The 23,652-nt window shown below is 73.7% G+C and carries 19 protein-coding genes and 2 pseudogenes; 9 read left to right on the forward strand and 12 right to left on the reverse strand.

Going from position 1 to position 23,652, the window contains the following annotated elements; translation table 11 throughout:
* Nucleotide 1: 1 nt before the first annotated feature.
* The 8 genes from ACZ466_RS01405 to ACZ466_RS01440 all read right to left on the reverse strand — a co-directional run bounded on the left by ACZ466_RS01405 (nt 2) and on the right by ACZ466_RS01440 (nt 7,087).
* Entirely contained in the window at nt 2–310 is a 309-nt protein-coding gene (locus ACZ466_RS01405; protein ID WP_378280889.1) for a chaperone modulator CbpM, read from the reverse strand.
* Nucleotides 310–1,278: a DnaJ C-terminal domain-containing protein gene (locus ACZ466_RS01410; RefSeq protein WP_464042683.1), complete on the reverse strand. Its 969-nt coding sequence runs from the start codon at nt 1,276–1,278 to the stop codon at nt 310–312. Before ACZ466_RS01410 ends, ACZ466_RS01405 begins: the two co-directional genes overlap by 1 nt.
* On the reverse strand, nt 1,278–1,796 hold the full coding sequence (locus ACZ466_RS01415) for a nucleotide exchange factor GrpE (protein ID WP_378280887.1): 519 nt from the start codon (nt 1,794–1,796) through the stop codon (nt 1,278–1,280). Before ACZ466_RS01415 ends, ACZ466_RS01410 begins: the two co-directional genes overlap by 1 nt.
* Nucleotides 1,797–1,800: 4 nt before the next feature.
* Nucleotides 1,801–3,687 (reverse strand): molecular chaperone DnaK, encoded by a 1,887-nt coding sequence (dnaK, locus tag ACZ466_RS01420; protein WP_378280886.1) that lies wholly within the window; start codon nt 3,685–3,687, stop codon nt 1,801–1,803.
* A 223-nt stretch (nt 3,688–3,910) separates the two neighbouring features.
* A complete protein-coding gene (locus tag ACZ466_RS01425) occupies nt 3,911–4,378 on the reverse strand; it encodes an Hsp20/alpha crystallin family protein (protein ID WP_378280885.1) in 468 nt (155 codons plus the stop codon).
* A 198-nt stretch (nt 4,379–4,576) separates the two neighbouring features.
* The gene (locus ACZ466_RS01430) at nt 4,577–5,542 is read right to left on the reverse strand and encodes a YbgA family protein (RefSeq protein WP_378280884.1); all 966 of its coding nucleotides are present in this window, start codon (nt 5,540–5,542) and stop codon (nt 4,577–4,579) included.
* Entirely contained in the window at nt 5,539–6,036 is a 498-nt protein-coding gene (locus tag ACZ466_RS01435; protein ID WP_378280883.1) for an RNA polymerase sigma factor, read from the reverse strand. Before ACZ466_RS01435 ends, ACZ466_RS01430 begins: the two co-directional genes overlap by 4 nt.
* A gap of 118 nt (nt 6,037–6,154) precedes the next feature.
* Nucleotides 6,155–7,087 (reverse strand): MerR family transcriptional regulator, encoded by a 933-nt coding sequence (locus ACZ466_RS01440; protein WP_378280882.1) that lies wholly within the window; start codon nt 7,085–7,087, stop codon nt 6,155–6,157.
* Nucleotides 7,088–7,206: 119 nt separating this feature from the next.
* Between ACZ466_RS01440 and ACZ466_RS01445 the strand changes: the two genes are divergently transcribed.
* Complete coding sequence (locus tag ACZ466_RS01445) at nt 7,207–8,505, forward strand: cryptochrome/photolyase family protein (RefSeq protein ID WP_378280881.1); 1,299 nt, start codon at nt 7,207–7,209, stop codon at nt 8,503–8,505.
* 37 nt (nt 8,506–8,542) lie between these two features.
* Here the strand turns inward: ACZ466_RS01445 and ACZ466_RS01450 are convergent.
* Nucleotides 8,543–8,758 (reverse strand): annotated as a pseudogene (locus ACZ466_RS01450) (SAM-dependent methyltransferase); the annotation flags it as partial.
* A gap of 478 nt (nt 8,759–9,236) precedes the next feature.
* On the opposite strand from ACZ466_RS01450, the pseudogene ACZ466_RS01455 reads away from it, so the two are divergent.
* A pseudogene (locus ACZ466_RS01455) lies at nt 9,237–10,054 on the forward strand (SAM-dependent methyltransferase).
* A gap of 15 nt (nt 10,055–10,069) precedes the next feature.
* Here ACZ466_RS01455 and ACZ466_RS01460 read toward each other — a convergent pair.
* Nucleotides 10,070–11,644: an amidohydrolase family protein gene (locus ACZ466_RS01460; protein ID WP_378280880.1), complete on the reverse strand. Its 1,575-nt coding sequence runs from the start codon at nt 11,642–11,644 to the stop codon at nt 10,070–10,072.
* A gap of 113 nt (nt 11,645–11,757) precedes the next feature.
* Complete coding sequence (locus ACZ466_RS01465; protein WP_378280879.1) at nt 11,758–12,366, reverse strand: TetR/AcrR family transcriptional regulator; 609 nt, start codon at nt 12,364–12,366, stop codon at nt 11,758–11,760.
* Nucleotides 12,367–12,443: 77 nt separating this feature from the next.
* On the opposite strand from ACZ466_RS01465, the gene ACZ466_RS01470 reads away from it, so the two are divergent.
* Nucleotides 12,444–14,300 (forward strand): cellulase family glycosylhydrolase, encoded by a 1,857-nt coding sequence (locus ACZ466_RS01470; RefSeq protein WP_378280878.1) that lies wholly within the window; start codon nt 12,444–12,446, stop codon nt 14,298–14,300.
* Between the two features lie 13 nt (nt 14,301–14,313).
* Here the strand turns inward: ACZ466_RS01470 and ACZ466_RS01475 are convergent, their stop codons facing one another.
* On the reverse strand, nt 14,314–15,012 hold the full coding sequence (locus ACZ466_RS01475) for a TetR/AcrR family transcriptional regulator (RefSeq protein ID WP_378280877.1): 699 nt from the start codon (nt 15,010–15,012) through the stop codon (nt 14,314–14,316).
* A gap of 95 nt (nt 15,013–15,107) precedes the next feature.
* On the opposite strand from ACZ466_RS01475, the gene ACZ466_RS01480 reads away from it, so the two are divergent.
* The 6 genes from ACZ466_RS01480 to ACZ466_RS01505 all read left to right on the forward strand — a co-directional run bounded on the left by ACZ466_RS01480 (nt 15,108) and on the right by ACZ466_RS01505 (nt 23,043).
* Complete coding sequence (locus tag ACZ466_RS01480; RefSeq protein ID WP_378280876.1) at nt 15,108–15,851, forward strand: SDR family oxidoreductase; 744 nt, start codon at nt 15,108–15,110, stop codon at nt 15,849–15,851.
* A gap of 77 nt (nt 15,852–15,928) precedes the next feature.
* Nucleotides 15,929–16,522 carry a TIGR04222 domain-containing membrane protein gene (locus tag ACZ466_RS01485; RefSeq protein ID WP_378280875.1) on the forward strand — a complete coding sequence of 198 codons (594 nt, stop codon included), beginning with the start codon at nt 15,929–15,931 and terminating at the stop codon, nt 16,520–16,522.
* A gap of 561 nt (nt 16,523–17,083) precedes the next feature.
* On the forward strand, nt 17,084–18,778 hold the full coding sequence (locus tag ACZ466_RS01490) for an ArnT family glycosyltransferase (RefSeq protein WP_378280874.1): 1,695 nt from the start codon (nt 17,084–17,086) through the stop codon (nt 18,776–18,778).
* Between the two features lie 92 nt (nt 18,779–18,870).
* Complete coding sequence (locus tag ACZ466_RS01495) at nt 18,871–20,544, forward strand: alkaline phosphatase family protein (RefSeq protein ID WP_378280873.1); 1,674 nt, start codon at nt 18,871–18,873, stop codon at nt 20,542–20,544.
* Nucleotides 20,545–20,695: 151 nt separating this feature from the next.
* Nucleotides 20,696–22,162, forward strand: coding sequence for a family 2 encapsulin nanocompartment cargo protein terpene cyclase (locus tag ACZ466_RS01500; RefSeq protein WP_378280872.1), 1,467 nt, complete (start codon nt 20,696–20,698; stop codon nt 22,160–22,162).
* Between the two features lie 26 nt (nt 22,163–22,188).
* On the forward strand, nt 22,189–23,043 hold the full coding sequence (locus tag ACZ466_RS01505; RefSeq protein ID WP_378280871.1) for a geranyl diphosphate 2-C-methyltransferase: 855 nt from the start codon (nt 22,189–22,191) through the stop codon (nt 23,041–23,043).
* Nucleotides 23,044–23,652 lie beyond the last annotated feature (609 nt).

Genomic DNA, 23,652 nt, shown 5'->3' on the forward strand with positions numbered 1-23,652 from the left:
ATCATCCTTCCGAGTCGGGTCCGGGTCCGGCGCGGAGCGCCTCCTCCAGGACGGCGATGCGGTCGAGCAGGTCGATGACCAGGCCCAGGGCGGTGTAGTTGAGCGAGAATCCCGCGCGCAGCCTGCGGACGCGCGCCATCCGGGCGACCTGGGCGGGCGCGAACCACAGCCGCCCGTCCGGGCCCTGCCGGGCGTCCAGGACGCCCAGCACCACCAGCCTGCGCACCAGGTCGGGATGGGTGCCGGTGGCGCGCGCGAACGACTCCAGGTCGAGCGCGGCCGGGCGGACATGGACGATGGCGTAGGGCATCAGCGCCTCCGCGGGTCGAAGGACGAGGCGGCGGCCAGCTCCTCGAACAGCCGCCGCTCCTCGCCGGTGAGCTTCCCGGGCACCAGCACGCGCACCCGGGCGTACAGGTCGCCCGGCGCGCCGCGCGGATCGGGCAGGCCGCGCCCGCGCAGCCGGAGACGCCGGCCGCTCGACGAGCCGGGCGGCACGCCGACCTTGGCCTCACCGCCGGGGGTGTCCACCGGCGCGGTGGTGCCCAGCGCCGCCTCCCACGGCGCGAGCGGCAGGTCGACGTGCAGGTCGCGGCCCTCGACCCGGTAGCGGGGATGCGGGGCGAGGCGGACGACGAGGTACAGGTCGCCCGCCGGGCCGCCCTCCATGCCGCGGCCGCCCTGCCCGGCCAGCCTGATCCGCTGCCCGTCGGTGACCCCGGGCGGGATGGCGACGTCGACGGTGCGCCGCCGGGAGCCGCCGCCCAGGGTGAGCGTCCGCCTGCCTCCCCGGTACGCCTCCTCGACCGTCACCTCCAGCTCGGCCTCCTGGTCGGCGCCCGGCGCGGGGCCGCCCCAGCCGGCCCGGCCGGCCCTGCGACCGCCGAAGAGGCCGCCGAGCAGGTCCTCGATGCCGGCACCCTCGAAGCCGCCTTCGTACCGGCCCCCTTCGTACGCGCCGCCCTCGAAGCCGCCGCCGAAGCCGCCGAACGGGCCGGCGCCCGCCCCGGCGCGGGCACGGGCCCAGGTCTCCGGGTCCACGTCCTCCGGGACGCGCTCGAAGTCGGGGCCGAAGGCGTCGTAGCGGCGCCGCTTGTCCGGGTCGGACAGGATCGCGTACGCCTCGGAGGCGTCCTTGAAACGCTCCTCCGCCTCGGGGTCCTTGTTGACGTCGGGGTGGTGCTCGCGGGCGAGCCCGCGGTAGGCCCGCTGGATCTGCGGCTGGTCGGCGTCCCGGGGCACTCCCAGCACCTCGTACGGGTCGCGGACCGGTGCCATCAGCCGTCCTCTTCCGCCGCCACGACGACCATCGCGGGACGCAGCTGCCGCTCCCCGTCGCCGTAGCCGGGCTGGACGACCTCCACCACGGTGCCGGGCGGCGCGCCCGTCCCGGCGCGGGTGCCCACGGCGGCGTGCCTGGACGGGTCGAAGGGCACGCCCGACTCGTCGCGGCGCGGGTAGCCCAGGCGGTCCAGCAGCCCCACGGCCTGGTCCCGCACCGCCCGGACGCCGTCGATGACGGCGTGCGCGTCGGATCCGGCGTGCGCGAGCGCGCGTTCCAGGTTGTCGAGGACCGCCAGCCATTCCGTCGCCACCCGGGCGCGTTCCCGTTCGCGCTCGCGGTCCAGGTCGCGGGCGGCCCGCTTGCGGGCGTTGTCGAGGTCGGCGAGGGCGCGGCGGCGCAGGTCCTCCAGTTCCGCGACCCGCTCGTGGGCGTCGGCGAGCGCGGGATCCATCGTGGTCTCGGGCTCGGCGTTCCCGGGGCGGTCGTCCCGCGTCCCGTGCTCCCCAGCCACGGGATCAGTCCGACGTGGTGAACTCGGCGTCGATGACATCGTCGCCGCCTCCGCCTTCGTCTCCGGTGCCGGTTCCCGAGGGGCCCGTCCGGCCGGATCCGCCCGCGGCGCCCAGGCCGTGGTAGAGCTGGCGCAGTTCGCCGCTCAGTGAGCGCATCCGGTCCAGCGGCGCCTCCTCCTTGACCGCCTGCCGCGCGTCGCCGACCAGCATCCCGGCGCGCGCCCGCTCGTGCTCGGGCACCGCGTCGCCCATCTCCTGGACGCGGTGCTCGACCTGGTAGGCGGCCGAGTCGAGCTCGTTGCGGGCGTCGATCAGCTCGCGCAGCCGGGCGTCCTCGTCGCGGTGCCGCTCCGCCTCGGCGACCATCCGCTCGATCTCGGAGGTGTCGAGGTTGGCGCTCTCGCTGATGGTGATGGTCTGCTCGGCCCCGGTGTCCCTGTCCCGCGCCGCGACGTCGAGGATCCCGTTGGCGTCGATGTCGAAGGTCACCTCGATCTGCGGCTCACCGCGCGAGGCGGGCCGGATCTCGCCCAGCCGGAAGCGGCCCAGCACCCGGTTGTCGGCGGCCCGCTCGCGCTCGCCCTGGAGCACCACCACGTCCACGGCGGTCTGGTCGTCCTCGGCGGTGCTGAAGGTCTCGGTCCGCCGGGCCGGGATCGTGGTGTTGCGCTCGATGACCTTGGTCATCACGCCGCCGAGGGTCTCCAGCCCCAGCGACAGCGGGGTGACGTCCAGGAGCAGGACGTCCTTCACCTCGCCCTTGAGCACGCCCGCCTGGATGGCCGCGCCCAGCGCCACGACCTCGTCGGGGCTGACCGTGAGGTTGGGCTCCTTGCCGCCGGTCAGCCGGCGGACGAGCTCCTGCACGGCGGGGATCCGGGTGGAGCCGCCCACCATGATCACCTCGTCGATGTCGTCGGCGGTGACCTTGGCGTCGGCCATGGCCCGCTTCACCGGGCCGGTGCACCGCTCCACCAGGTCCGCGGTGATCTGCTCGAACGTCGAGCGCATCAGCGTGGTGTCGAGATGCTTGGGGCCGCTCGCGTCGGCGGTGATGAACGGCATGCTCACATGCGTCCGGGTGACCGACGACAGCTCCACCTTGGCCTTCTCGGCCGCCTCGAAGAGCCGCTGCAGCGCCTGCGGGTCCTCGCGCAGGTCGATCCCGTTCTCGCGCTTGAACTCCTCGGCCAGGTGGTCCACCACGCGGCGGTCGAAGTCGTCGCCGCCCAGGTGCCCGTCGCCGGAGGTGGCGCGGACCTCCACCACGTCGTCGCCGATCGACAGCAGGCTCACGTCGAAGGTGCCGCCGCCCAGGTCGAACACCAGCACGCTCTCGTCGGCCCGCTTGTCCAGCCCGTAGGCCAGCGCCGCCGCGGTCGGCTCGTTGATGATCCGGAGCACCTCCAGGCCGGCGATCCGGCCCGCGTCCTTGGTCGCCTGGCGCTGGGCGTCGTTGAAGTAGGCGGGCACCGTGATCACGGCCTCGGTGACCTTCTCCCCCAGGTACCGGCCCGCGTCCTCCGCCAGCTTCCGCAGGACCAGCGCCGAGATCTCCTCCGGCGCGTAGGTCCGGCCGCGCACGTCGAAGCGCACCGCCCCGTCCGGCCCCTCCACGACGTCGGCGGACACCGCCCTCATCTCGCTGGTGACCTCGTCGTACTTGCGGCCGATGAAGCGCTTGGCCGAGGTGATCGTCCCCTTCGGGTTGAGGATCGCCTGGCGCCGGGCCAGCTGGCCCACCAGCCGCTCGCCCTGCTCGGTGAAGGCCACCACCGAGGGCGTCGTGCGCGCGCCCTCGGCGTTGGGGATCACGTTCGCCTGGCCGCCCTCCATCGCGGCGATGACCGAGTTCGTCGTGCCGAGATCGATTCCGACTGCCTTCGCCATCGCTCCGTACCCTCCTCCGGTTCCGTTCCCGGCGGTTCCGGCGCCCCGAGCCCTCCGCCCGGCGCCCGCACCTCCCAGGGTCGGCACGTTCCCGCGCCGTCCACATCCCCCGACCTGACGGGCCCTTCCGCACGGCTCCGGCGGCCGCACGGATCCGGCGGCGTGCGCGGCCGGTCAGCCGCGGTCCGCGGCCACGCCGGCACGCGTGGCCGCGGGCGGGCGGTCAGCGGGAGACCTCGATGTGCTTCGGCTTGGCGGCCTGGGCCTTGGGCAGCGTCAGGGTCAGCACGCCGTGCTCGAGCTTCGCCTCGACCCTGTCGGCGTCCACATCGCCCGGCAGGACGCCGCTGAACTCGAACCGGCCCACCTTGCGGGTGCGGCGGCGGAGCTTGGCGCGCTCCTTCTCGACGATCTCCCCGGCGACCGTCAGCTCGCGGTCGTTGAGCTGGATGTCCAGGTCCTCCCTGTGCACGCCGGGCACATCGATCTCGACCATGTAGGCGTCCTCGCTCTCGGACACGTCGGCGGCCGGGATCCAGGGTCCCTCGACCTGCGCCTGGACGCCCGGGGGCAGCCCGAAGGCGAGGTTCAGGAGCTGGCCCATCTGGTCGTGCAGCTCCTCGAACTGGCGGGCGGGGTCGTACACGGCGACGTTCCTGCCGCCGGTCCGGCGAACGGGTTGCTGCGTCATCGCGAAACCTCCTTCGCTGGGGTGCCCGGGCAGGCACCCCCTCCTCGCCCTCGATGCTCGCCGGACCCGCGTGGGGGCCACATCCTCAATCCGAGTAGTTCCGGGGCGGCGGCGGAGGAACCACCCGGCCTGAGGACGCGCGTCAGCGTGATCGGTGACGCGGTCGACGTTGGAGCGGTTCCGGCGGCGCCTGCCGCGTCAGAGGTGGTGGCGGAGGACGAGATCGGCGGGGAAGGGGTCCAGGTAGGTCTGCCGGGCCAGGTAGTCGTGGTCCTCGCCTTCGGCGTGGTGGCGGAGCAGGGCGATCGGGACGCTCAGCGGCGCCTCGCCCCGGCGGTAGGCCTCGATCGTGGTGACGATGTCGTGGCGCCGGGTCCGGTCGAGCCGCTCGCTCAGGGGGCCCAGGACGTGCAGGAGCGCGTTGCCGTGCCGCCCGCGCCCGGCCCGGACGGCGAAGGCCTCGCCGAAGGCGCGGCGGTAGTCGGCCTCCAGCCTGCCGCGGTCCCGCACGCCCGCCCGCGCGACGATCCGGCCGGTCGTCCGGTAGCCGGCCGGGTCGTGGGCGAGGATCTGCAGCTTGTGCCTGCTGTGGAAGTCGACGAGGTCGCGGGGGCGCCAGTCGCCGTCGAAGAGCTCGCGCAGCCTGGCCTGGGCGAAGACGCGTTCGATGAAGTGCTCGCGCAGCACCGGGTCGCGCAGCCGCCCGTCCTCCTCCGCGGGCAGGTCGGGAAGCGCGTCCTGGACGAGCCCGGCCCACACGCCGCGGCCGCGGCGGTCCACCGGCTGCCCGTCGGTGCGCTCGCCCGGCCGCCCGGAGGCGTAGCGGGGCAGGCCGAGCAGCCCGCAGCTGGGCGAGCGCGATTTCAGGACATAACCGTCGATGTCGGTGAGGTCGGAGATCCTGCCCCGCGCCAGGCCGGTCATCGCGTCGGTGTGGTCGGCGGCGCGGTCCTTGGTGACGAGGCGGCCGCCGGTGAGCAGGCGCAGGGTGGGCCTGGGCGCGCCCAGGCCGATCTCCATCTCCGGGCAGACGGGCACCCAGTCCACGTGCGGCGCGAGCGCTCCGGTGAGGAAGCGGTCCCGGCTGTGGCCGCTGTTGTAGCGGACCGGGGCGCCCAGGAGGCAGCTGGACACCGCGAGCCGGGGGCGCGGGTGGGCGCTCACAGGAGTGTTCCCAGCCTGCGGAGCCCGCGGGTGGTGCGGGCCTTGACGGTGCCGAGCGGGATGGCCAGCCGGTCGGCGATCTCCGGCTGGGTCAGCTGCCCGAAGTGGGCCAGGACGAGCGCCTGGCGCTGCGGCGCGGGCAGCCTGCCCAGGGCCTCGCGCACGTCGCAGGCGATGTCGATGGCCGGGGTCTCGTCGCGGATCCGGGCGTCCTCCTCCAGGGGCACCGTCCGGCGGGAATGGCGGGCCTCGGCGCGCAGCCGGTCGATGGCGCGCCGGCGGGCGATGGACAGGACCCAGGGTTCCAGGGCGCGGGACGGGTCGTAGCGCCCCCGGGACTGCCAGACCTCCAGGAAGACGACCTGGACGACGTCGTCCACGGCGTGGCCTGGCACCAGCCTGGCCGCGACGCGGCGGACGAGCGGGCCGAGCGCGCCGTAGCACTCGGTCAGCGCCGCCTCGTCGCCGCGTGCGAGCCGCTCTCCGAGAGTCATCGTCCACCCCTCCGCGATAAACCGCTTCAAAACTTGTTCATAGTCGAAGAGTGGGGGCGTGCGCAACCGAGGGTGGGCAAAAGAAGCGGAATGACCTGCCTGGATCAGGACAAACGGGTCAGGACGACCCGCTGGCGGACTCCAGCTCGGCGACGGCCTCGGGCAGGCTGGCGACCACCCGGACCGCCTCCGGCAGCCGGTCCCCCGCCCAGCCCGGCCCGCCGATCACGAGCCTGACCGCCGGGCGCGCCCGGGGAAGATCGTCCAGCCAGCCGGGGTCGCCGGTCTCGGCGATCTGCGACCAGACGAAGACGGCGCACGGGCCGCTCCGCCGGATGGCGGAGGCCAGGGCCCGCGGCGGCACCCGCGCGCCCAGCAGCCGCACGGCGACGCCGGCCTCCGACAGCGCGGCGGCCAGCGCGTACACCGGCAGGCTGTGCTGCTCCTCGGGAGCGCACGCGAGCAGGACGGGCCGCGTGTTCAAGGGCGACGCCGGGGGCGGCACCTCGGCCAGGCACTCCAGCAGCACCCCGGACAGCAGATGCTCCACGTCCACGCAGTCGCCGGTCGCGGCGTGCTTGCGGCCGATACCGTCGAGGACGGGCACGAACAGCCCGTCCCAGGCCCGCACGACCCCGTCGCGCTCGAGCGCGCTCCGCACGGCGCGGGCCATCGCCGGGGCGTCCAGCGCCATCGCGGCCCTGGCCAGGCCGCGGACCTCCGTGGACCGCGCGGTGCCCGGCTGCTCGCCGACGGGGATCCGGTTGCCGCCGGCACCGTGGGCCCGCGGCGCCGGCGATCCGGCGGGCGGCGCCTCCAGCGCCACCCGGGCGGCCTCGCCCGGCGGGGCGCCCTCCAGGATCAGCCGCTGCATGATCTCCAGCCGGGCGACGTCCGCGGGGGCGTACCGGCGGTGGCTGCCCGAACTGCGGCGGCTGGGGCCGATGCCGTACCGGCGGTCCCAGGTGCGCAGCGTGGACGCGGCCACGCCGAGGCGCTGCGCCACCGCGCCCACGCCCAGCCCGGCCTCCTGGTCCGGGGGCCCGCCCAATGCGCCTCCTGTCCCGCTCGTCGACTCCCGGTCGCAAAGCGTACGGTCTACCAGGTGTTCGGCGGGAACGATCGCACCGGACGCATCCGGGCGCGGGCCCCGTCCCGAAGAACCGGGTGATGGAGACCTCGCTCATGCTGTTCACCCGGGACCTGCGGATACGCGACAATCCGGCGCTGGCGGCGGCGTGCCGGGCGGACCGGGTCGTGCCCCTGTTCGTCCTCGACGACGCGATCCTGGACGGGCGGTTCGCCGCGCCCAACCGCGTCCGCTTCCTGCACGACAGCCTCGCCGACCTGCGGGAGTCGCTGCGCGGCCTGGGCGGCGACCTGGTCGTGCGGCGCGGCGACCCGGCGGCGCAGGTCGCGCGGCTGGCCGGGGAGACGGGGGCGCGCACCGTGTTCCTCGCCGACGACCGGTCGGCGTACGCGACGCGGCGGCTGGCGGCGCTGCGCGGCATCGCCCCCGGTCTGGAGGTGACGGCCTGCCCGGGGGTCACGGTGGTCCCGCCGGGGGCCCTCACCCCGGCGGGCGGCGACCACTACCGGGTGTTCACGCCGTACTGGCGCGCCTGGTCCGCGGCACGGCACCGGCCGGTCGCGGACACGCCCCGGAAGCTGCGCCCGGCCCCGGGTGTCCGGCCCGGAGCGCTGCCGCGCCTGGCCTCCCTGACCTCCGGAACGCCCTCCCCCGACCTGGCCGAAGGCGGGGAGCGGGCGGGACGCGCGCGCATGGAGGCCTGGCTGGCCCAGGACGCCGCGGACTACGACGACGTCCACGACGACCTCGCCGCCGACCGCACCTCGCGGCTCAGCCCGTACCTGCGGTTCGGCTGCGTCTCCCCGCTGGAACTGGCGAACGCCGTGCCCGAGGGGCCGCGGCGGCAGCTCGCCTGGCGGGACTTCCACCACCAGGTCGCCGCGGCCTTCCCCGACCTCCCCCGGCGCGACTACCGGCCGCGCGGGCGGCGCTGGAACCGGGACGAGGACGCCCTGGCCGCCTGGCGCGACGGCAGGACCGGCGTCCCGATCGTGGACGCGGGGATGCGCCAGCTGCGCCGCGAGGGGTTCATGCACAACCGCGCCCGCCTGATCACCGCCTCGTTCCTCACCCGGAACCTCGAGGTCGACTGGCGGGAGGGGCTGCGGCACTTCGGCGACCTGCTGGCGGACGGCGACATCGCCGACAACGCGGGCAACTGGCAGTGGGTGGCCGGAACGGGCAACGACACCCGCCCGAACCGGGTCATGAACCCCCTGCGGCAGGCGGCCCGGTTCGACCGTTCGGGCGACTACGTCCGCCGGTACGTCCCCGAGCTCGCGGACCTCGAGCCGCCGCGCGTCCACCGGCCGTGGACCCTTCCGGCGGCGCGCCGGCGCACGGTCGACTACCCGCCGCCGATCGTCCATCTGGAGTGAGGCCCGGCCCGGCCGGCCAGGCGGTCAGCGGGGTGCCGATATCGAGGAACTTCCTGACCCCGGACTTCACCAGGTGCCGGACGGCCCGTTCCAGAAAGGCCCGGTTCTCCCGGGCGATGGCGCGCAGTTCGGGCGGCGCCTTGAGAGCGGCGTCGGCGGCCGTGCGGACCCGGCGAGAAGACCGTATAGCGAATGGCCTGCGATGTGAGGCGATTGGCCCGCGAAGATCGGACTCGGCGGCGGGACGGGCCATTCTCCCGCCGGCGCGTCGCCGGTCGAAGGGATCGCGCCGGCGAAATCCCTTCGCCCTTCGTCGCCGGCCGGGCCGCGGGCCTGGCCGGCGACTGTGTTCGTCGTCCTTCACCGGCCGGTCAGGCGTGCGCGGACCGCCTGGTCCGCGTCTCCGGAACGGCGACCAGGAGACCGGCGACGAGCGCGACCCAGTCCTGCCAGCGATACCACTTCCTGTCCATCGAGCACCTCCTCGCCCGAATGGCTTTACCTGCGCTTTTCAGTGTCGTACCGATCGAATCGCCGGTCAATCGGGTGGCCCGGCCGAAATTCCGCTAATTCGGGTCGCGGCGGCCGGATCGTCCGCAAAAGATCACGCGGTGCGGGCGGAAGGAGTACGGTTTCCGGTGAAACGCCGAGTCCCGGAACCGGAACGTCAACGGGGGAAACGCTCAGTGACCGACAGCCAGAGCCCCGCCCTGCCCGGAACTCCGAGCGACGTGCCGACCTCGGCGCGCGCCTACGGATGGCTGCTGGGCGGCAAGGACAACTACGAGGTCGACCGGCAGTTCATCAGGACTCAACTCGAACATTTCCCGGCGGGCCTGGACATCACCCGGCAGAACCGGCTGTTCCTTTACCGGGCCGTCCGGTACCTGACCCTCGAAGCGGGAATCCGGCAGTTCGTCGACATGGGCTGCGGGCTCCCCACCGACAGCAACGTCCACCAGGTCGCCCAGGGCATCGCCCCCGGCGCCCGCGTCGTGTACGTCGACATCGACCCGGTCGTGCTCGCGCACGGCCGCGCGCTGCTGTCCGACAACGCCACCACCGCCGTCATCACCGCCGACATGCGCGACCAGGAGAGATCCTGGCGCACCCGGACCTGCGGCGGCTCATCGACTTCGACGAGCCGGTCGCCGTGCTGTTCCTGTCGGTCGGCCACCACCTGCCCGACGCGTTCGAGCCGCGCCGCGTGCTGACCGCGATCCTCGACCGGGCGGCGCCGGGCAGCCACCTGACGTTCTCCCAGGTGGTGTGCGAGGACCCGGCGGAGGGCGCGCTGATGACCGAGCGCGTCACCGCCGCCGGCATCCCCTGGCAGACCCGCACCCCGGCCGAGGTCGACCGGTTGCTGTCCGACCTGGATCCGGTGGAACCGGGCCTGGTGAACCTGGAGCGGTGGCGCCCCATGGACCTGCAGCCGCCGCTCCCGCCGGTGCCCGCCGAGATCGCCCGGTACGAGGGCGCCTCCAGGCTCGACCCCAAGGTGTACGAGTACGGCGGCGTCCTGCGCAAGCGCGTTCAGGGCGGGTGACACCGCCGGCGCGGGTCAGCCGGCGGGGAGGCAGCCGCAGGCCGGCAGCGCGGGCGAGCGCAGCGTCGAGGCCACCGGCTCCTCCGCGGCGGCCTCGACGCCGGCCAGCATCCGTGCGCGCTCCTCGCGGGTGATGAGACGGCCCTTGGTCACCACGGAGTCGATCCGCCGGACGTTGCGGATGTCGGCCAGCGGGTCGGCGTCCAGGATCACCAGGTCGGCGACCTTGCCCCGGGCGACCGTGCCCATCGTCGCCTCGCGGCCCAGGAAGCGCGCGGCGTCCCGGGTCACCGTGCGCAGCGCCCGCATCGGGGTGAGCCCCGCCTCGACCAGCAGCTCCAGCTCGTCGTGGATGCCCGAGCCGGGGAAGCAGTAGGGGTTCCCGCAGTCGGTCCCGGCCAGGAGCCCGACGCCCGCGCGGTCCATCGCCCCGACCAGATCCAGCCGGAACCGCAGGAAGTCGCGCTGCCGGACGATCTCCTCCGGCGTCGACGGCGCGTAGACCCTGACCGCGCTCGCCCATCCGGGACGCAGGTCGCGGGGGATGTACTTCAGGCGCGGATCATCGGCGAAGGTGTCGGCCGGCGAGGACATCACCCGGTTGACCGTCAGCGTCGGCGACTGCCAGGAGCCGTTGCGGACCCACCGGGCGAACATCCTCGCGGCCTTGCCCGGGCTGTAGGTGGCCGCGGCCTGCCGTTCCAGTTCCCGCATCGTCTTGAAGAACGCCCGCGGATCGGCCGGGTCCATCGGCGTCCCGTCCATGATCGCGCGGAACTCCGCCTCCCTGCTCGACAGCGGGACCGGGATGCCGTGCAGATGCTCGAAGCTGCGCATGCCCGCGTCGCTCACCTCGCCGACCGGCATCCGGTACACGTGGTGCCCGGCGAAGGGCAGGCCGACCCGGCGCGCCTCGTCGGCGACCGCCTCCAGGCACTCGCGGCTCAGATACGAGTAGATCTTGATGAAGTCGGAGCCGTCCTCCTTGGCCCGGCGCACCGCCGCGCGCGCCTCCGCGGCCGTGCCCACCAGTTCCGCGGGCGGTCCGAGCAGGGTGACGGGCCCGTCGATGATCGTGCTGGCCATCACGATCCGCGGGCCGGGCAGTTCGCCGCGGTCGATCCGCTCGCGCACCGCGCGCACCTCGGGGTAGCCCCACATCTCGCGGATCCCGGTGACGCCGTTCGCCAGGCACAGCGGCGGGACGATCTTCTCCAGGACCGTCCAGTGGGTGTGCATGTCCCACAGGCCCGGGACGACGAACCTGCCGCGCGCGTCCACGACCCGGGCGCCCGCCGGCAGCGGCACCTCGCGCCGCGGGCCGACCCACGCGATGAGGTCGCCGACCAGCACCACGGTGGTGTCGCGCCGCGGGGGCGCCCCGGTGCCGTCGATCACCGTCGCGCCGTTCAGCACGAGCACCTCGCCCCGCCGCATCGCGGCCCGCGCCTGCGCCGCGGGGATCAGGGGCAGCGCGCCGCCGGCCGCGAGGCCCGCGCCCAGCCCCGCCCCCGCCAGCGACAGCCAGCGCAGGAAATCGCGCCGACCGGCTTCGGTCCCGTTCCCCTCGTGCGTGCTGTCGCTTCCCAACGCCACACCCTCCTCAGGCCGGTACGCCGATCTTCCGACCAGCAAATCCCGGAGGCGCGGCGACGGTCCTGGAGATCGGAGCGTTGGCCGGTTCCCGCCACTCCGCCCCGGCCTCACCCGTCGGTGCGGGACGCCTCCTGCGGGGGGCCGGTGATGAGCGCGGCCAGGGCGGTCGCGAACCGGGCGGGGTCGATGCCGGCCGGTGGACGGCCGAAGAACTCCGAGGACAGGTGGTATCCGGTGAGGGCGGAGACCACGACGGCGAGCAGCGCGTGCGGGTCGTCGTGGCCGGGCGCGCCCGGCAGGTCCCGTGCCAGGTGGTCGGCCTCCTCGGCGATGCCCTGGTCCAGGAGCGCGCTGCGGACGGTGCGGGTGAGCTCGGGGAACCTGCCGTGCTCGCGGGCGAGCAGCGTGATCAGCGGCCTGATCCGGGCGAGGTAGTCGAGCTGCTGCAGGAGGCGGCGGGTGAGCGCGTCGCGGGGGTCGGCGGTGACGGGTCCGCGTTCGAACGCCTCGCGGTGCCGCCGGGCGCGGTCCAGTTCCCGTTCGAAGACGCTCCGGAACACCTCCTCCTTGGACCGGAAGTGCCGGTAGAAGCTGCCGCTGCCGGGAGAGAGCCCGGCCAGCTCCTCGATGCCGGTGACGGTCGTGCCGCCGAAGCCGCGCTCCTGGATCAGCTCCAGGGCGGCGTCCAGGATGCGCTCGCGTGTGGTGGATGGCACGGAGGCAAGATAGCTCTTGCGTGTGCAAGAAGATTCTTGCACAGTGGAGCCCCGCCCCAGGCGAAAGGCTCCCGCCCATGCCCGCGCTCCGCGCCGCCCTCGCGATCGTCTCGGCCGCACTCCTGGCACTCACCCCCGCACCGGCCCTCGCCGCGCAGGAGCAGGGCACCGTCGTCGTCTCCCCCCAAGGGGGGCGCTGGGTGTTCCGGGACGGCGACGGCCGCGAGGTCACGCTGCGCGGCTTCAACGTCTCGGGCAGCACCAAGCTGTACGAGAACGGCCTGCTCCCGTTCCGCGGCACGGCCGACGCCGCCAGGTCCGCGCAGGCGATGCGCGACCTGACCGGCGCCAACGCGATCCGCTTCCTGATCAGCTGGGAGGGCGTGCAGCCGGCCCCCGACCGGATCGACCACGCCTATCTCGACCGGGCCGCCGCGCAGATCAGGGCGTTCACCGACCGGGGCTTCCGCGTCCTGCTGGACTACCACCAGGACCTGTACTCCTCCCACCTGTTCAACGCCGGCAGCTGGTACACCGGTGACGGCGCCCCCGCATGGGTGATCCGGGCCGGGAACTATCCGAAGGAGTCCTGCGGCATCTGCCTGCTGTGGGGGCAGAACATGCAGAACAACGCGGCCGTGCGCCAGGCCGCCCGCGACTTCTGGCGCAACCGGGTCCTGACGACGGCGGCCGGGCCGGTCGGCGTCCAGGACGCCTTCCTCACGCAGGCCAAGGCGACCATGACCCACCTCAAGCAGAAGCTCCCCGCGCAGGCCTTCGAGAGCATCATCGGGTTCGACCCCTTCAACGAACCCTTCGACGGCGGCCTGGACGGCAAGAGCGGCCTGGAGTGGGAGAAGACCCATCTGATGCCGTTCTACCAGCGCTTCCGCACCGCCATGGACGAGGCGGGCTGGACGGCCAAGCCCGCCTTCGTCGAGCCGCTGGTCTTCTGGAACACCACCTTCTTCGAGGAGGGCGGCATGGCGTCGGTCGGGCGCCTGGGTCCCCGGATGGTCTTCAACAGCCATTACTACGACGGGGCGCGGATGACCCTCGACCCCACCCCGGCGTCCGACGGGACCTACGACGCGCCGATGAACGAGATCCGGCAGCGGGCCGCGGAACTGGGCACCGCGCCGCTGGTCTCGGAGTTCGGCAACAAGCTCTCCGGGTCGGGCAGCGACCGCACCCCGTGGATGATCCGGGCGATGTACCAGGCGATGGACTACGGCGTCCCCGGCCGGAACTGGTGGAACGGCCCGGCCGCCGGCGGGCAGGTGCTGTCGGCGATGCAGTGGCACTGGGACGTCTACAGCGGCCGCCACCACGAGTTGATGAACGGCAACCCCGACAAGGTGCAGACCGAAGGCGACGGGTGGAACGACGAGGACCACTCGGTCGTGGCCGCCGACGACGCGGGCAACGTCACGCTCCGGCTGGACCCGCGCGTCCTGGACCGGCTCTACCCCTCGGCGGTGAACGGCGAAACCCTGGCCTTCGCCTACGAGGACCTGGCGCGCTCCGGGGCGGGACGGCAGCAGGCCTGGCTGACCGTGCCCTCGTCCCTGCCCAACGTCGCCGCGCTGGTCAAGGACCGCCAGTTCGGCGTACTGGTGTGGAGAGGGTCGGCCACCGCGGCGTCCACCGACCTGCACCTGCCGCGGTCGTTCGCGCCGGCGGGCACCACCGTCGTCAGCGATCTCGGCACGTTCGACGGCGTCCCGGGCTCGGGGCCGGTCAAGGCCACCCGCGAGGTCGGCGCCGAGTCGGCGCACCGGCTGCAACTCACCCCTCCGGCGGACACCGCCGGGACGCCGCACTTCGCCCTCATCGTCAGCACCGCCACCGCGACGCCCGAGCGACTCGCCGCGGCCCGCGCCGAACTGGCCGCCTGGACAGGCCGCCACTTCCCTCCCGGCTCGACCGGGTGAGGTGGAACCGGCCTCAACCAGCGGGGCGCGTGAGCCGGTCCAGCCATTCGCCGAGGAGGACCTTCTCGGCGGGGGTGAGCGCCTCCATGGCGGGGAGTGCGGCCTTGAGCGCGACCGCGTGGGGAACCGGCGAGGGGGCCTCCGCGACGATGGCGCCGCCGGTGGTCACGGCGGCGAGGACGGCCTCGCGGCTACGGGGTGACAGGTGCGGATCGCGATGCCCGGGCCCGGCGGCGATCAGCGTCAGGGTGACCCCGCACCCGGCCGAGTGGATCATGCGGGCGGCCTCGTCGACGCCGACGCGGAGCCGTCCGGCCTCGGCGACCCGGTGGACGAGGCCCGCCAGGATCTCGCCCGCCTCCCTGGCGGCCGGCGGCTCCACCCCCGGACGCGGATTGCCGTACAAGAGCGTGTAGAGGGCCGGGTGGGCGAGGCCGAACTCCACGTGCAGGTCCCACCCGCGGCGCAGGTCCTCCACCGGATCGGCCGCGTGCTCCCGCTGGGTCTTGGTGCGCAGGTACTCGGCGATGCCGTGGCTGGTCACCGCGTCGAGCAGCCCCTGCATGTCGCCGAAGAGGCGGTAGATCGCCGGGGGCTGGACCTTGGCCGCCGCGCTGACCGCCCGGGTGGAGACCGCCTCGCGGCCGCCCTCCTCGAGCAGTGCGGCCGCGGCCCGGACGATCCGCTCCCGCGCGGTGTTCTGCGTATCCACGATATCGACGATACCAACCAGGCGTTATCGTCGTTTGACGTATCATCGATACCATGATTCCATTACCAGCGCTACCGCACGAAGGGACCGTGTTCATGAGCACCGCAACCCAGCCCCAGCGCGTCGCGATCGTCACCGGCGGATCCCGGGGCATCGGCCGGCAGGCGGCGCAGCGCCTGGCCGCCGACGGCCAGGCCGTGGTGATCGCCTACGCCGGCAACGACGCCGAAGCCGAGAAGACCGTCACCGAGATCACCGCGGCGGGCGGCCGGGCGATCGCCGTCAGGGCCGACGTCGCCGACGAGAACGCCGTCGCGGAGCTGTTCGACACCGCCGAGCGCGCCTTCGGCGGCGTCGACGTGGTGGTCCACGCCGCCGGCATCATGCTCCTGGGCACCGTGGCCGACCTCGACCTCGACGCGCTCGACCGCATGCACCGCACCAACATCCGCGGCACCTTCGTGGTCGACCAGCAGGCCGCGCGGCGGGTCCGCTCCGGCGGCGCCATCATCAACTTCTCCACCTCGGTGACCAGGCTCGCCCTGCCCTCCTACGCGGCGTACGCGGCCGGCAAGAGCGCCGTCGACGCGATCAGCCTGATCCTCGCCAAGGAACTGCGCGGCCGTGACATCACCGTCAACGCCGTCGCCCCCGGCCCCACCGCCACCGCCCTGTTCCTGGACGGCAAGGACGAGGAGACCGTCGACCGGATGGCGAAGATGAACCCCCTGGAGCGCCTGGGCACGCCCGGCGACATCGCCGAGGTCGTCTCCTTCCTCGCCGGCCCCGCGCGCTGGATCAACGGCCAGACCGTCTACGCCAACGGCGGCATCGCCTGACACCGAACGGCGCGTGGCCGCACGCGGCCAAAAGCGTCTCCGGACACATCGCCCGTCCGACCGCAAACGATCATGAGGTGATCACGAGAAGCGAGAGGACGGTACGCATGGCTGGGGAGCTGGACCTCTACGAGGCCGCCTACCTGCGCGGCGGCGCGGAGCGCGTCGTCATGGTGGCCCTCGCCGCGCTGCGCCGGCAGGGCGGGGTGACCGTCACCGTCGCCAGGCCCAGGGTCACGGTGCTGGAGCACCGCGCGCAGGACCCCGTCCAGCGTGCGCTCCTCGACGCGGTTCCCGGCAAGGGCATGACCCTGCCCAACCTCGTCCAGAAGCTCGCCGAGTCCCCCGAGATCAAGGAGATCGCCGCCGGCCTGCAAGACCGGAACCTGCTGCGCCGCTCACGGCGCGGAGGGCGCCCGGTGCTGTCGAGGAACGGCCGCCGCCGATCGGAGGAACTGGCCGATTCGCCACCCGAGGGATACCGGATGGCGGTCCTGGGCGTCGAGGGGATCGACGACGATGACGACCTGCGCCGGATCTTCGCCCCTCGCCAACAGACGCGCCGGACCTGGTACGGCGGAACCGTCACCTACGACACCACTCCCCCAGCCCGGAACTACGGCGGCGGTAGCGACGACTCCGGAGGCGGAGGAGGAGGCGGCAGCGACTGAACCCCGACCAACCGCCCCCGACCCGCAAGCCCACCACGAGCCCTAGCCAACCCGACCTCAAGCTCCCCCGGCCTCCCCGCCAAGCCTCCGCTACGTTGGCCAACCCCCAACCGAAGACTCCTCTTACCGTGCCCTAGAGCCACAACCTCCCCCGCAGCGCTGGCACCCCCGGCGCCACAACCAGCCACGGGCCGCTGGCCGACCGACACGGAACCTCAAGCCCCGCACACCCATAGTTGATCCCGAACCACAGGCACCGCCGCCCCAAGCCCGAGGTACCCCCACGGCCTGAGTCACAGGGGCCCCCGTGGCCTGGCCGACCCCAGCCACAGGCACCCCGCAGCCCCGGCCCCTCGGTCGCCGTCGCGGTGGCGCTCAGCCTGGTCACGGCCCTGGCGGCGGCCGCCCGCGCGTTCTGCGTCCCGGTGGTGGCCGTCTGAGCTGTGCTGGCGTGTCGGCTGAACCGGTGGCGGCGTGGCGCGCGTAGGAACATAGGGGGGCGGGCCGGCGTGCGCCCGTGCCGGCGACGCGCCGCGTGGGACGGCGGGAAGGAAGAGGGTGATGATGGCGCCGACCGCCGTGTCCGACCCGCTCGCGGCGCCAAGCACCCGAACTCGGCCGAGCCGGTGGGAGGCGCTGCGGCGGCACCGCCGCCCGCTCACGGTGCTGGCCGTCCTCGTGCTGCTCGCGCAGATGGCGGCGGCGATGGTCACGACGGCCGTCCAGCAGTCCCCGACCATCGACGAACCGGTGTACGCGGGCGCGGCCGTGGTCTACACGCAGCAGCACAGCCTGCGGTACAACCCCGAGCACCCGCCGCTGGGCAAGCTCGTGATGGGGGCCGGGCTGGCGTTCGCCGACCCCCGCCTCGACCCCGCCTTCACCGGCACGCAGGAGGACCTCGGGCGGCGCCTGCTGTACGAGTCGGGCAACGACCCGCAGCACCTGCTGCTGATGGCGCGGCTGCCGATGATCGTGCTGACGCTGCTGTTCGGGCTGGTGGTGTTCGCGTTCGCCGCCGACCTCGCGGGCCGTGCCGGAGGGCTGGCCGCCCTCGCGCTGTACGCGTTCTCGCCCGACGTCATCGCGCACGGATCGCTGGCCACGCTCGACGTCCTCGCCACGGGGCTGCTGCTGACGTCGGCGTGGCTGCTGTGGCGGGCACGGCGGCGGCCGGTCCTCTACCTCCCGCTCGCCGGGACGGCGCTCGGCGCGGCTTTGGCCACGAAGATGAGCACGCTTGCGGCCGTCCCCGTCCTGCTGGCGCTGGCGGTGCTGTCGGTCTGGGCGTACGGCCGGCGGCAGCCCGATGATGAGGGCGTGGAGCGGCCCGGCGTGGTACGGCTCCTCGCGGCCGCGGCGGTGACGGGCGTGGTCGCGGTCGCCGTCGTGTGGGCGAGCTACCTCGCCGTCGACCCCAGGTTGCGGTGGGCCACGCCCCCGGGCATGCCCGCCGTGGACGGGCTGCGCGCGCTCGCGGCGAACTCGCTGCCGTTCCCCCGGCCGTACCGGGACGGCATGCTCATCCAGTGGGGGTTCGAGGACCGGACCTGGGGCGGCTTCCTGTTCGGCCGCCACTACTCGGGCTCGCTCTGGTACTACCTGCCGGCCGCGCTGCTGGTGAAGACGCCCCTCGGCATGCTCGCCCTGTGGGCGGGAGGCGCGGCGACGATGGCCGCGGTGCCCCGGCTGCGGGCGGCGGCGCCGTACGTCCTGGTGCCCGCGGCCGTGCTGCTCGCCGTGGCCATGAACGGCTCGCGCGACCTCGGCGTCCGCTACGCGATCTTCGTCCCGGTGTTCCTGGCGGTCGCGGCGGCCGGCACGGCGGCCCTCCGGTGGCGGGGGGCGCCGGTGGTGACGGCGGTCCTGGTCGTGCTCGTCGCGGCCAGCTCGCTGCGGGCCTTCCCCTACTACCTGCCGTACTCCAACGAGGCGTTCGGCGGGCCGCCGAAGACCCACCAGCGCCTGCACGACTCCAACGTCGACTGGGGCCAGGACCTGGGACGGCTCGCCGACCGCCTCCGGGAGCGGTATCCCGGCGAGCGGATCTGGCTCGTCTACAAGGGCAGCGGCGCGCCGTCCCACTACGGCATCCGCGCCTCCGACCCGCTCCGCGTCCCGCCGGACCAGGTCCGCGGGCTGCTCGTGGTGTCCGACAGCTCGGTCGCCAAGGCCTCCGGACGGCTGGCCGCCCTGATCGGGACCGGCGAGCGGATCGACGCGGTCGGCCACTCGATCACGATCTACCGCCGGTGATCTCGGTCCCGGCGCCCGGAAACCGGCCGCCGGGACCCGCCTCCGGCCGTACAGTCGGTGGGTCAGTGGGGACGACACGGAGGACGCCCGGATTGCCGCTGCTCACCCGCGCCGAGTCCGCGGCCGATCGCGCCGTGGACGGCGAACCGCCGCCCTCCGGCAGGCGTCCCCTCAGGGCACGCGTCGCCACCGCGCTGGCCTTCGGCCTGGTGCTGCTCGCCCTGCTCCTCCCGGACGAGGCCGACGCCCTCACACCCGCCGGGTTCGTGCGCCTTCCCCTGGAAGCGGCGCTCGGCGTGGCCGCACTGCTGCTCGCCCCCGCGCGTGCGAGGCGCGTCCTGGCGGGGGTGGGCGGGGCGCTTCTCGGGCTGCTGACCGTGTCGAAGGTCATGGACCTGGGTTTCTCGGCGGTCCTGGCACGGCCGTTCGACCCCGTCCTCGACTGGATCTCGATCGAGGCGGCGGTGGAGTTCGTCGAGGAGTCGGCCGGCGGGGCCGGGGCGGTCGCCGCCGTGGCCGCAGCCGCTGCCCTGGCCGTCGCCGTGGTCGTCCTCATGACGCTGTCGGTGCTGCGCCTGTCCGGCGCGGCGGTCCGGCACGGCGGCACGGCGGCCGGCTCCGCCTCGGTGCTCGGGATCGCCTGGGCGCTGTGCGCCGCGTCCGGCGTGCAGATCGTCCCGGACACGCCCGTCGCCGGGGGCGGGCCAACCTCCCTCGCCTACGACCGCGCCGTCCAGATCCGCGCCGGCCTGCGGGACCAGGAAGTGTTCGCCGCACAGGCCGCCGTCGACGCCCACCGCGGCACCCCGGGCACGGACCTGCTGACCGGACTGCGCGGCAAGGACGTCGTCGTCGCCTTCGTGGAGAGCTACGGGCGCGACGCCGTCCAGGACCCGCAGTACGCGCCGCAGGTCGGCGCGCTGCTGGACGCCGGAGGCCGCCGTCTGCGCGAGGCGGGCTTCGCGTCCCGGAGCGGCTTCCTCACCTCGCCGACGGCGGGCGGCGGCAGCTGGCTGGCGCACGCGACGCTGCTGTCGGGCCTGTGGATCGACAACCAGCAGCGCTACCGCGGCCTGGTCTCCAGCGACCGGCTGACGCTGAACGGCGCGTTCCGCCGGGCGTCCTGGCGCACCGTCGCGGTCATGCCGGGCATCACCCGGGCCTGGCCGGAGGGGGACTTCTTCGGCTACGACAAGGTCTACGACTCCCGCAACCTCGGGTATCGCGGCCCGCGCTTCAGCTTCGCGACCATGCCCGACCAGTACACCCTGTCGGCCTTCGAACGCCTCGAACGCGCCAGGCGGGACCGCGCTCCGGTCATGGCGGAGATCCCCCTCGTGTCGAGCCACGCCCCCTGGTCGTCGGTGTCCGGCCTCGTCGACTGGGACCGGGTCGGGGACGGCTCGGTCTTCAACGGCATGCCGGGGGCGGGCATGCCCCCGTGGCCCGACCGCGGCCGGGTCCGCACCGAGTACCGGCGCTCCATCGAGTACACGCTGAACACCCTCATCTCCTACATGGAGAAGTACGGCGACGACGACCTCGTCCTCGTCTTCCTCGGCGACCACCAGCCCGCCCCGCTCATCACCGGGGACGGCGCCACCCGTGACGTCCCCATCACGATCGTCGCCCGCGACCCGGCCGTGCTGGAGCGGATCTCCGGCTGGGGCTGGCACGACGGCCTGAGGCCCGGCCCGGACGCCCCCGTGTGGCCCATGCACACCTTCCGCGACCGCTTCCTGACCGCGTTCGGCCCGCGGAGCTGACGGAGCACGGACCGGCTCACTCCAGACGGAAACACTCATCCCTCACGGCCGGGCACAGACTGTCACCATCACGCCAGGGTATCGCCTGTTGTAGTTGCACCGGAGCTATGAGTAACTGTCTCCGAGCCCCCGATGCCTGAGGCAGGAGAGCATGGTTGAGACACGTGAGGTACCCGCGCCCGGCGCCGACGGCACGATCGCGGAGACGCCTCCGGAGCCGGTGCCGGAGCGGGTGCCGGAGGTGCGGGCCGAGACGCCGGCGGCGGGGCTGGGCCGGCTTCCGCACGGCCCGTCGGGGCTGGGAACGGCGGCCGCCCGCGTCGTGGACCTGCTCCGCCCGAGCGTCCCCGAGCCCGCCGGTGACGTGTCCGACGCGGCTTCGTCCGGCTCCTCCGACCTCCCGTCCCCCGTTCCCTCGGGCCTCCCGTCCCCCCTTCCGCCCGGCCTCCCGGACGGCTTCCCGCCCGGCGATCTGCCCGGCGTCCTGTCCGACGCGCTGACCGGCGCGCTGGGCGGCACGCTGGGCGGCCTCCACGTGCCCCGCATCCCCTTCACGGCCGTGGACGCGGGCGAATGCGGCGGCCCCCCGTCGCCCTACCGGCCCCAGACGGCGCGCGTGGGCGGCCCGGTGTCCCCCGGTTACGCCGAGCGGCCATGGGGCGACGGGTCGTTCTCACCGCTGTACTGCCCGATCACGGCGCGGATCGACGACGTCCTCGCCCGCGAGGTCAACGACCGGCTGGTGGCCTGGGCCGAGGAGGTCGGGATCTACGCCGGCCACCTGGAGCAGTTCCGCAACGCCGGGTTCGGGCGGCTCTCCACGCTCTGCCACGCCGACACCGACGACGTCGACCTGCTGCTGCTCGGGGCCCAGGTGAACGCCGCCTGGTGGGCCAGCGACGACTACTACGCGGACGAGAGCGAGCTCGGGGCCACCCCGACGAAACTGCCCCCGCGCCTCGCGCTGGTGATGTCGGCGATGGACGCGCCCCCGCCCGCCGGCAAGTACACCCGGCAGCTCGACGAGGCCCTGGAGGCCGACCCGGTCCTCCGGGCGTTCGCGTCGGCCACCGCGCACCTGCGCCGCCACGCCTCCCCGTCCCAGGTCATGCGGATCTGCAACACCACCTTCCAGATGTACGTGAGCTGGACCGCCTACGCGGCCTGGCGGCACCTCGGCGAGCTCCCCCCGGTGTGGCGCTACCTCGCGGCGCGGCAGCACGACAGCTTCTACACGTCGATGACGCTGATCGACATCGTGGGCGGCTACCACCTGGGCGCCGACCTCTTCTACGAGCCCAGGGTGCACCGCGCCGTCATGCAGGCGGGCACGGCGTCGGTCATCGTGAACGACCTCCACTCCGTGGAGCGGGAGGCCGCCGACGACCTGCCGGACTGCAACGTCGTCCTGCTCATCGCCGAAGAGGAGAACTGCCCGCTCCCCGAGGCGATCGAATCGGCCGTCGCCCTGCACAACGACTTCGTCCGCGGATTCGAGGCCAGCCAGAAGGAGCTGGCGAGCATCCCGTCCCCCGAGCTCCAGCGGTTCCTGCAGGGCGTGCAGTCATGGATGGCGGGAGGTCTCGAATGGCACGCCTCCTCTGACCGCTACAAGTGACGATCCCCACGAAAGGAAAGGTGTACATGACCTCCTCCCCTACGCTCCCCGTGCTCGACAGCCTCTACCAGCGCTCCGTCGCCGACTACTGGAACGCTGAGAAGAACCCCGTCAACCTGAGGCTGGGGGACGTGGACGGCATCTACCACCACCACTACGGGGTGGGCGATGTCGACTGGTCGGTCCTCGAAGGCCCGGAGGACACCCGCGAGGAAAGGACCATCAAGGAGCTGCACCGCCTCGAGTGCGCCCAGACCGAGTTCCTGATGAGCCATCTAGGGCCGCTCACGTCCGCGGACCGCGTCCTGGACGCCGGCTCCGGGCGCGGGGGCTCCAGCCTCGTGGTCAACCGCCGGTTCGGCTGCGAGGTGGACGGGATCTCCATCTCCGAGTCCCAGGTCGCCTTCGCCAACGACCAGTCCAAGCAGCGCGGCGTGGACGACAAAGTGCGCTTCCACCTGCGGAACATGCTCGACACCGGTTTCGAGACGGGCGCGTTCCAGGCCATCTGGAACAACGAGAGCACGATGTACGTCGAGCTGGCCCTGCTGTTCGCCGAGCACGCCCGGCAGCTGCGCCGCGGCGGCCGGTACGTGTGCATCACCGGCTGCTACAACGACGCCTACGGGCTCCCGTCCAGGGCCGTCAGCCAGATCAACGCGCACTACATCTGCGACGTCCACCCGCGCAGCACCTATTTCAGGGAGCTGTCGGCCAACCGCCTGATCCCCGCCGGTGTCGTGGACCTCACGGCGGCCACCATCCCGTACTGGGAGCTGCGCGCCAAGTCCACGCTGGCCACCGGCATCGAGTCGGCCTTCCTCGACGCCTACAAGAGCGGGAGCTTCCAGTACCTCCTCATCGCGGCCGACCGGGTCTGACCTTCCGTCCCCGGCCCGCGGACGGGCGTTGAGGGACCATCTGGTGGGTCCCGACGGCTCGCGGACGGCGGCGGGCACACCCGGCATCCGAACGGCGCCCCGCCCCCGCCTCACCCCTCTCTCGCGTCCCGGCCAGGCAGAGATGCCTGGCACCCACCACCCCCCGTCCCCCAGGCCTTCCGCCCTCTGCATCGCGTCCCTGCCCGATGGAGCCCGCCGCCGCGAGTCATTCGCCGCACTGCTGGGCGGGCTCGAAGGGTCATCACCATCCGGTCGCCGACGCCGGGCTACGGCGCTCCACGGCCATGTGACCCGCACGCCGGTGTTTCAGGGTCGGCGTGGCACCCGCCGCCACCGGCTCCCCGCCGGCTGGAACCCCGCGGTGGCACGGATCGACGAGCCGATCGAGCGTTCCGCCGGGTGGCGACCTTGCAGGCAGCCCGCTGGCGGGCGCGTGCGGCCGTGCTGGGGACGGTCGGTGAGCGAGGCCGGCGCCGCGCCAGCGCCCCGCCCGGCCTGCTCGCCGCGATGGTCGCTGCTCGGCCAGCTCATCGGGCGCGCGGCACGTTGCTGTCGCGCGGCCCGCCACGCCGGGGCCTATCTCAAAGC

The organism is Actinomadura rugatobispora, assembly GCF_055379765.1.

Coding starts and splice junctions, on each gene's coding strand:
- ACZ466_RS01410 (WP_464042683.1), bottom strand. CDS start 1,278: ATGGCACCGGTCCGCGACCCGTACGAGGTGCTGGGAGTGCCCCGGGAC.
- ACZ466_RS01435 (WP_378280883.1), bottom strand. CDS start 6,036: ATGACTCTCGGAGAGCGGCTCGCACGCGGCGACGAGGCGGCGCTGACC.
- ACZ466_RS01425 (WP_378280885.1), bottom strand. CDS start 4,378: ATGACGCAGCAACCCGTTCGCCGGACCGGCGGCAGGAACGTCGCCGTG.
- ACZ466_RS01480 (WP_378280876.1), top strand. CDS start 15,108: ATGAGCACCGCAACCCAGCCCCAGCGCGTCGCGATCGTCACCGGCGGA.
- ACZ466_RS01490 (WP_378280874.1), top strand. CDS start 17,084: ATGATGGCGCCGACCGCCGTGTCCGACCCGCTCGCGGCGCCAAGCACC.
- ACZ466_RS01405 (WP_378280889.1), bottom strand. CDS start 310: ATGCCCTACGCCATCGTCCATGTCCGCCCGGCCGCGCTCGACCTGGAG.
- ACZ466_RS01505 (WP_378280871.1), top strand. CDS start 22,189: ATGACCTCCTCCCCTACGCTCCCCGTGCTCGACAGCCTCTACCAGCGC.
- ACZ466_RS01500 (WP_378280872.1), top strand. CDS start 20,696: ATGGTTGAGACACGTGAGGTACCCGCGCCCGGCGCCGACGGCACGATC.
- ACZ466_RS01470 (WP_378280878.1), top strand. CDS start 12,444: ATGCCCGCGCTCCGCGCCGCCCTCGCGATCGTCTCGGCCGCACTCCTG.
- ACZ466_RS01445 (WP_378280881.1), top strand. CDS start 7,207: ATGGAGACCTCGCTCATGCTGTTCACCCGGGACCTGCGGATACGCGAC.
- dnaK (WP_378280886.1), bottom strand. CDS start 3,687: ATGGCGAAGGCAGTCGGAATCGATCTCGGCACGACGAACTCGGTCATC.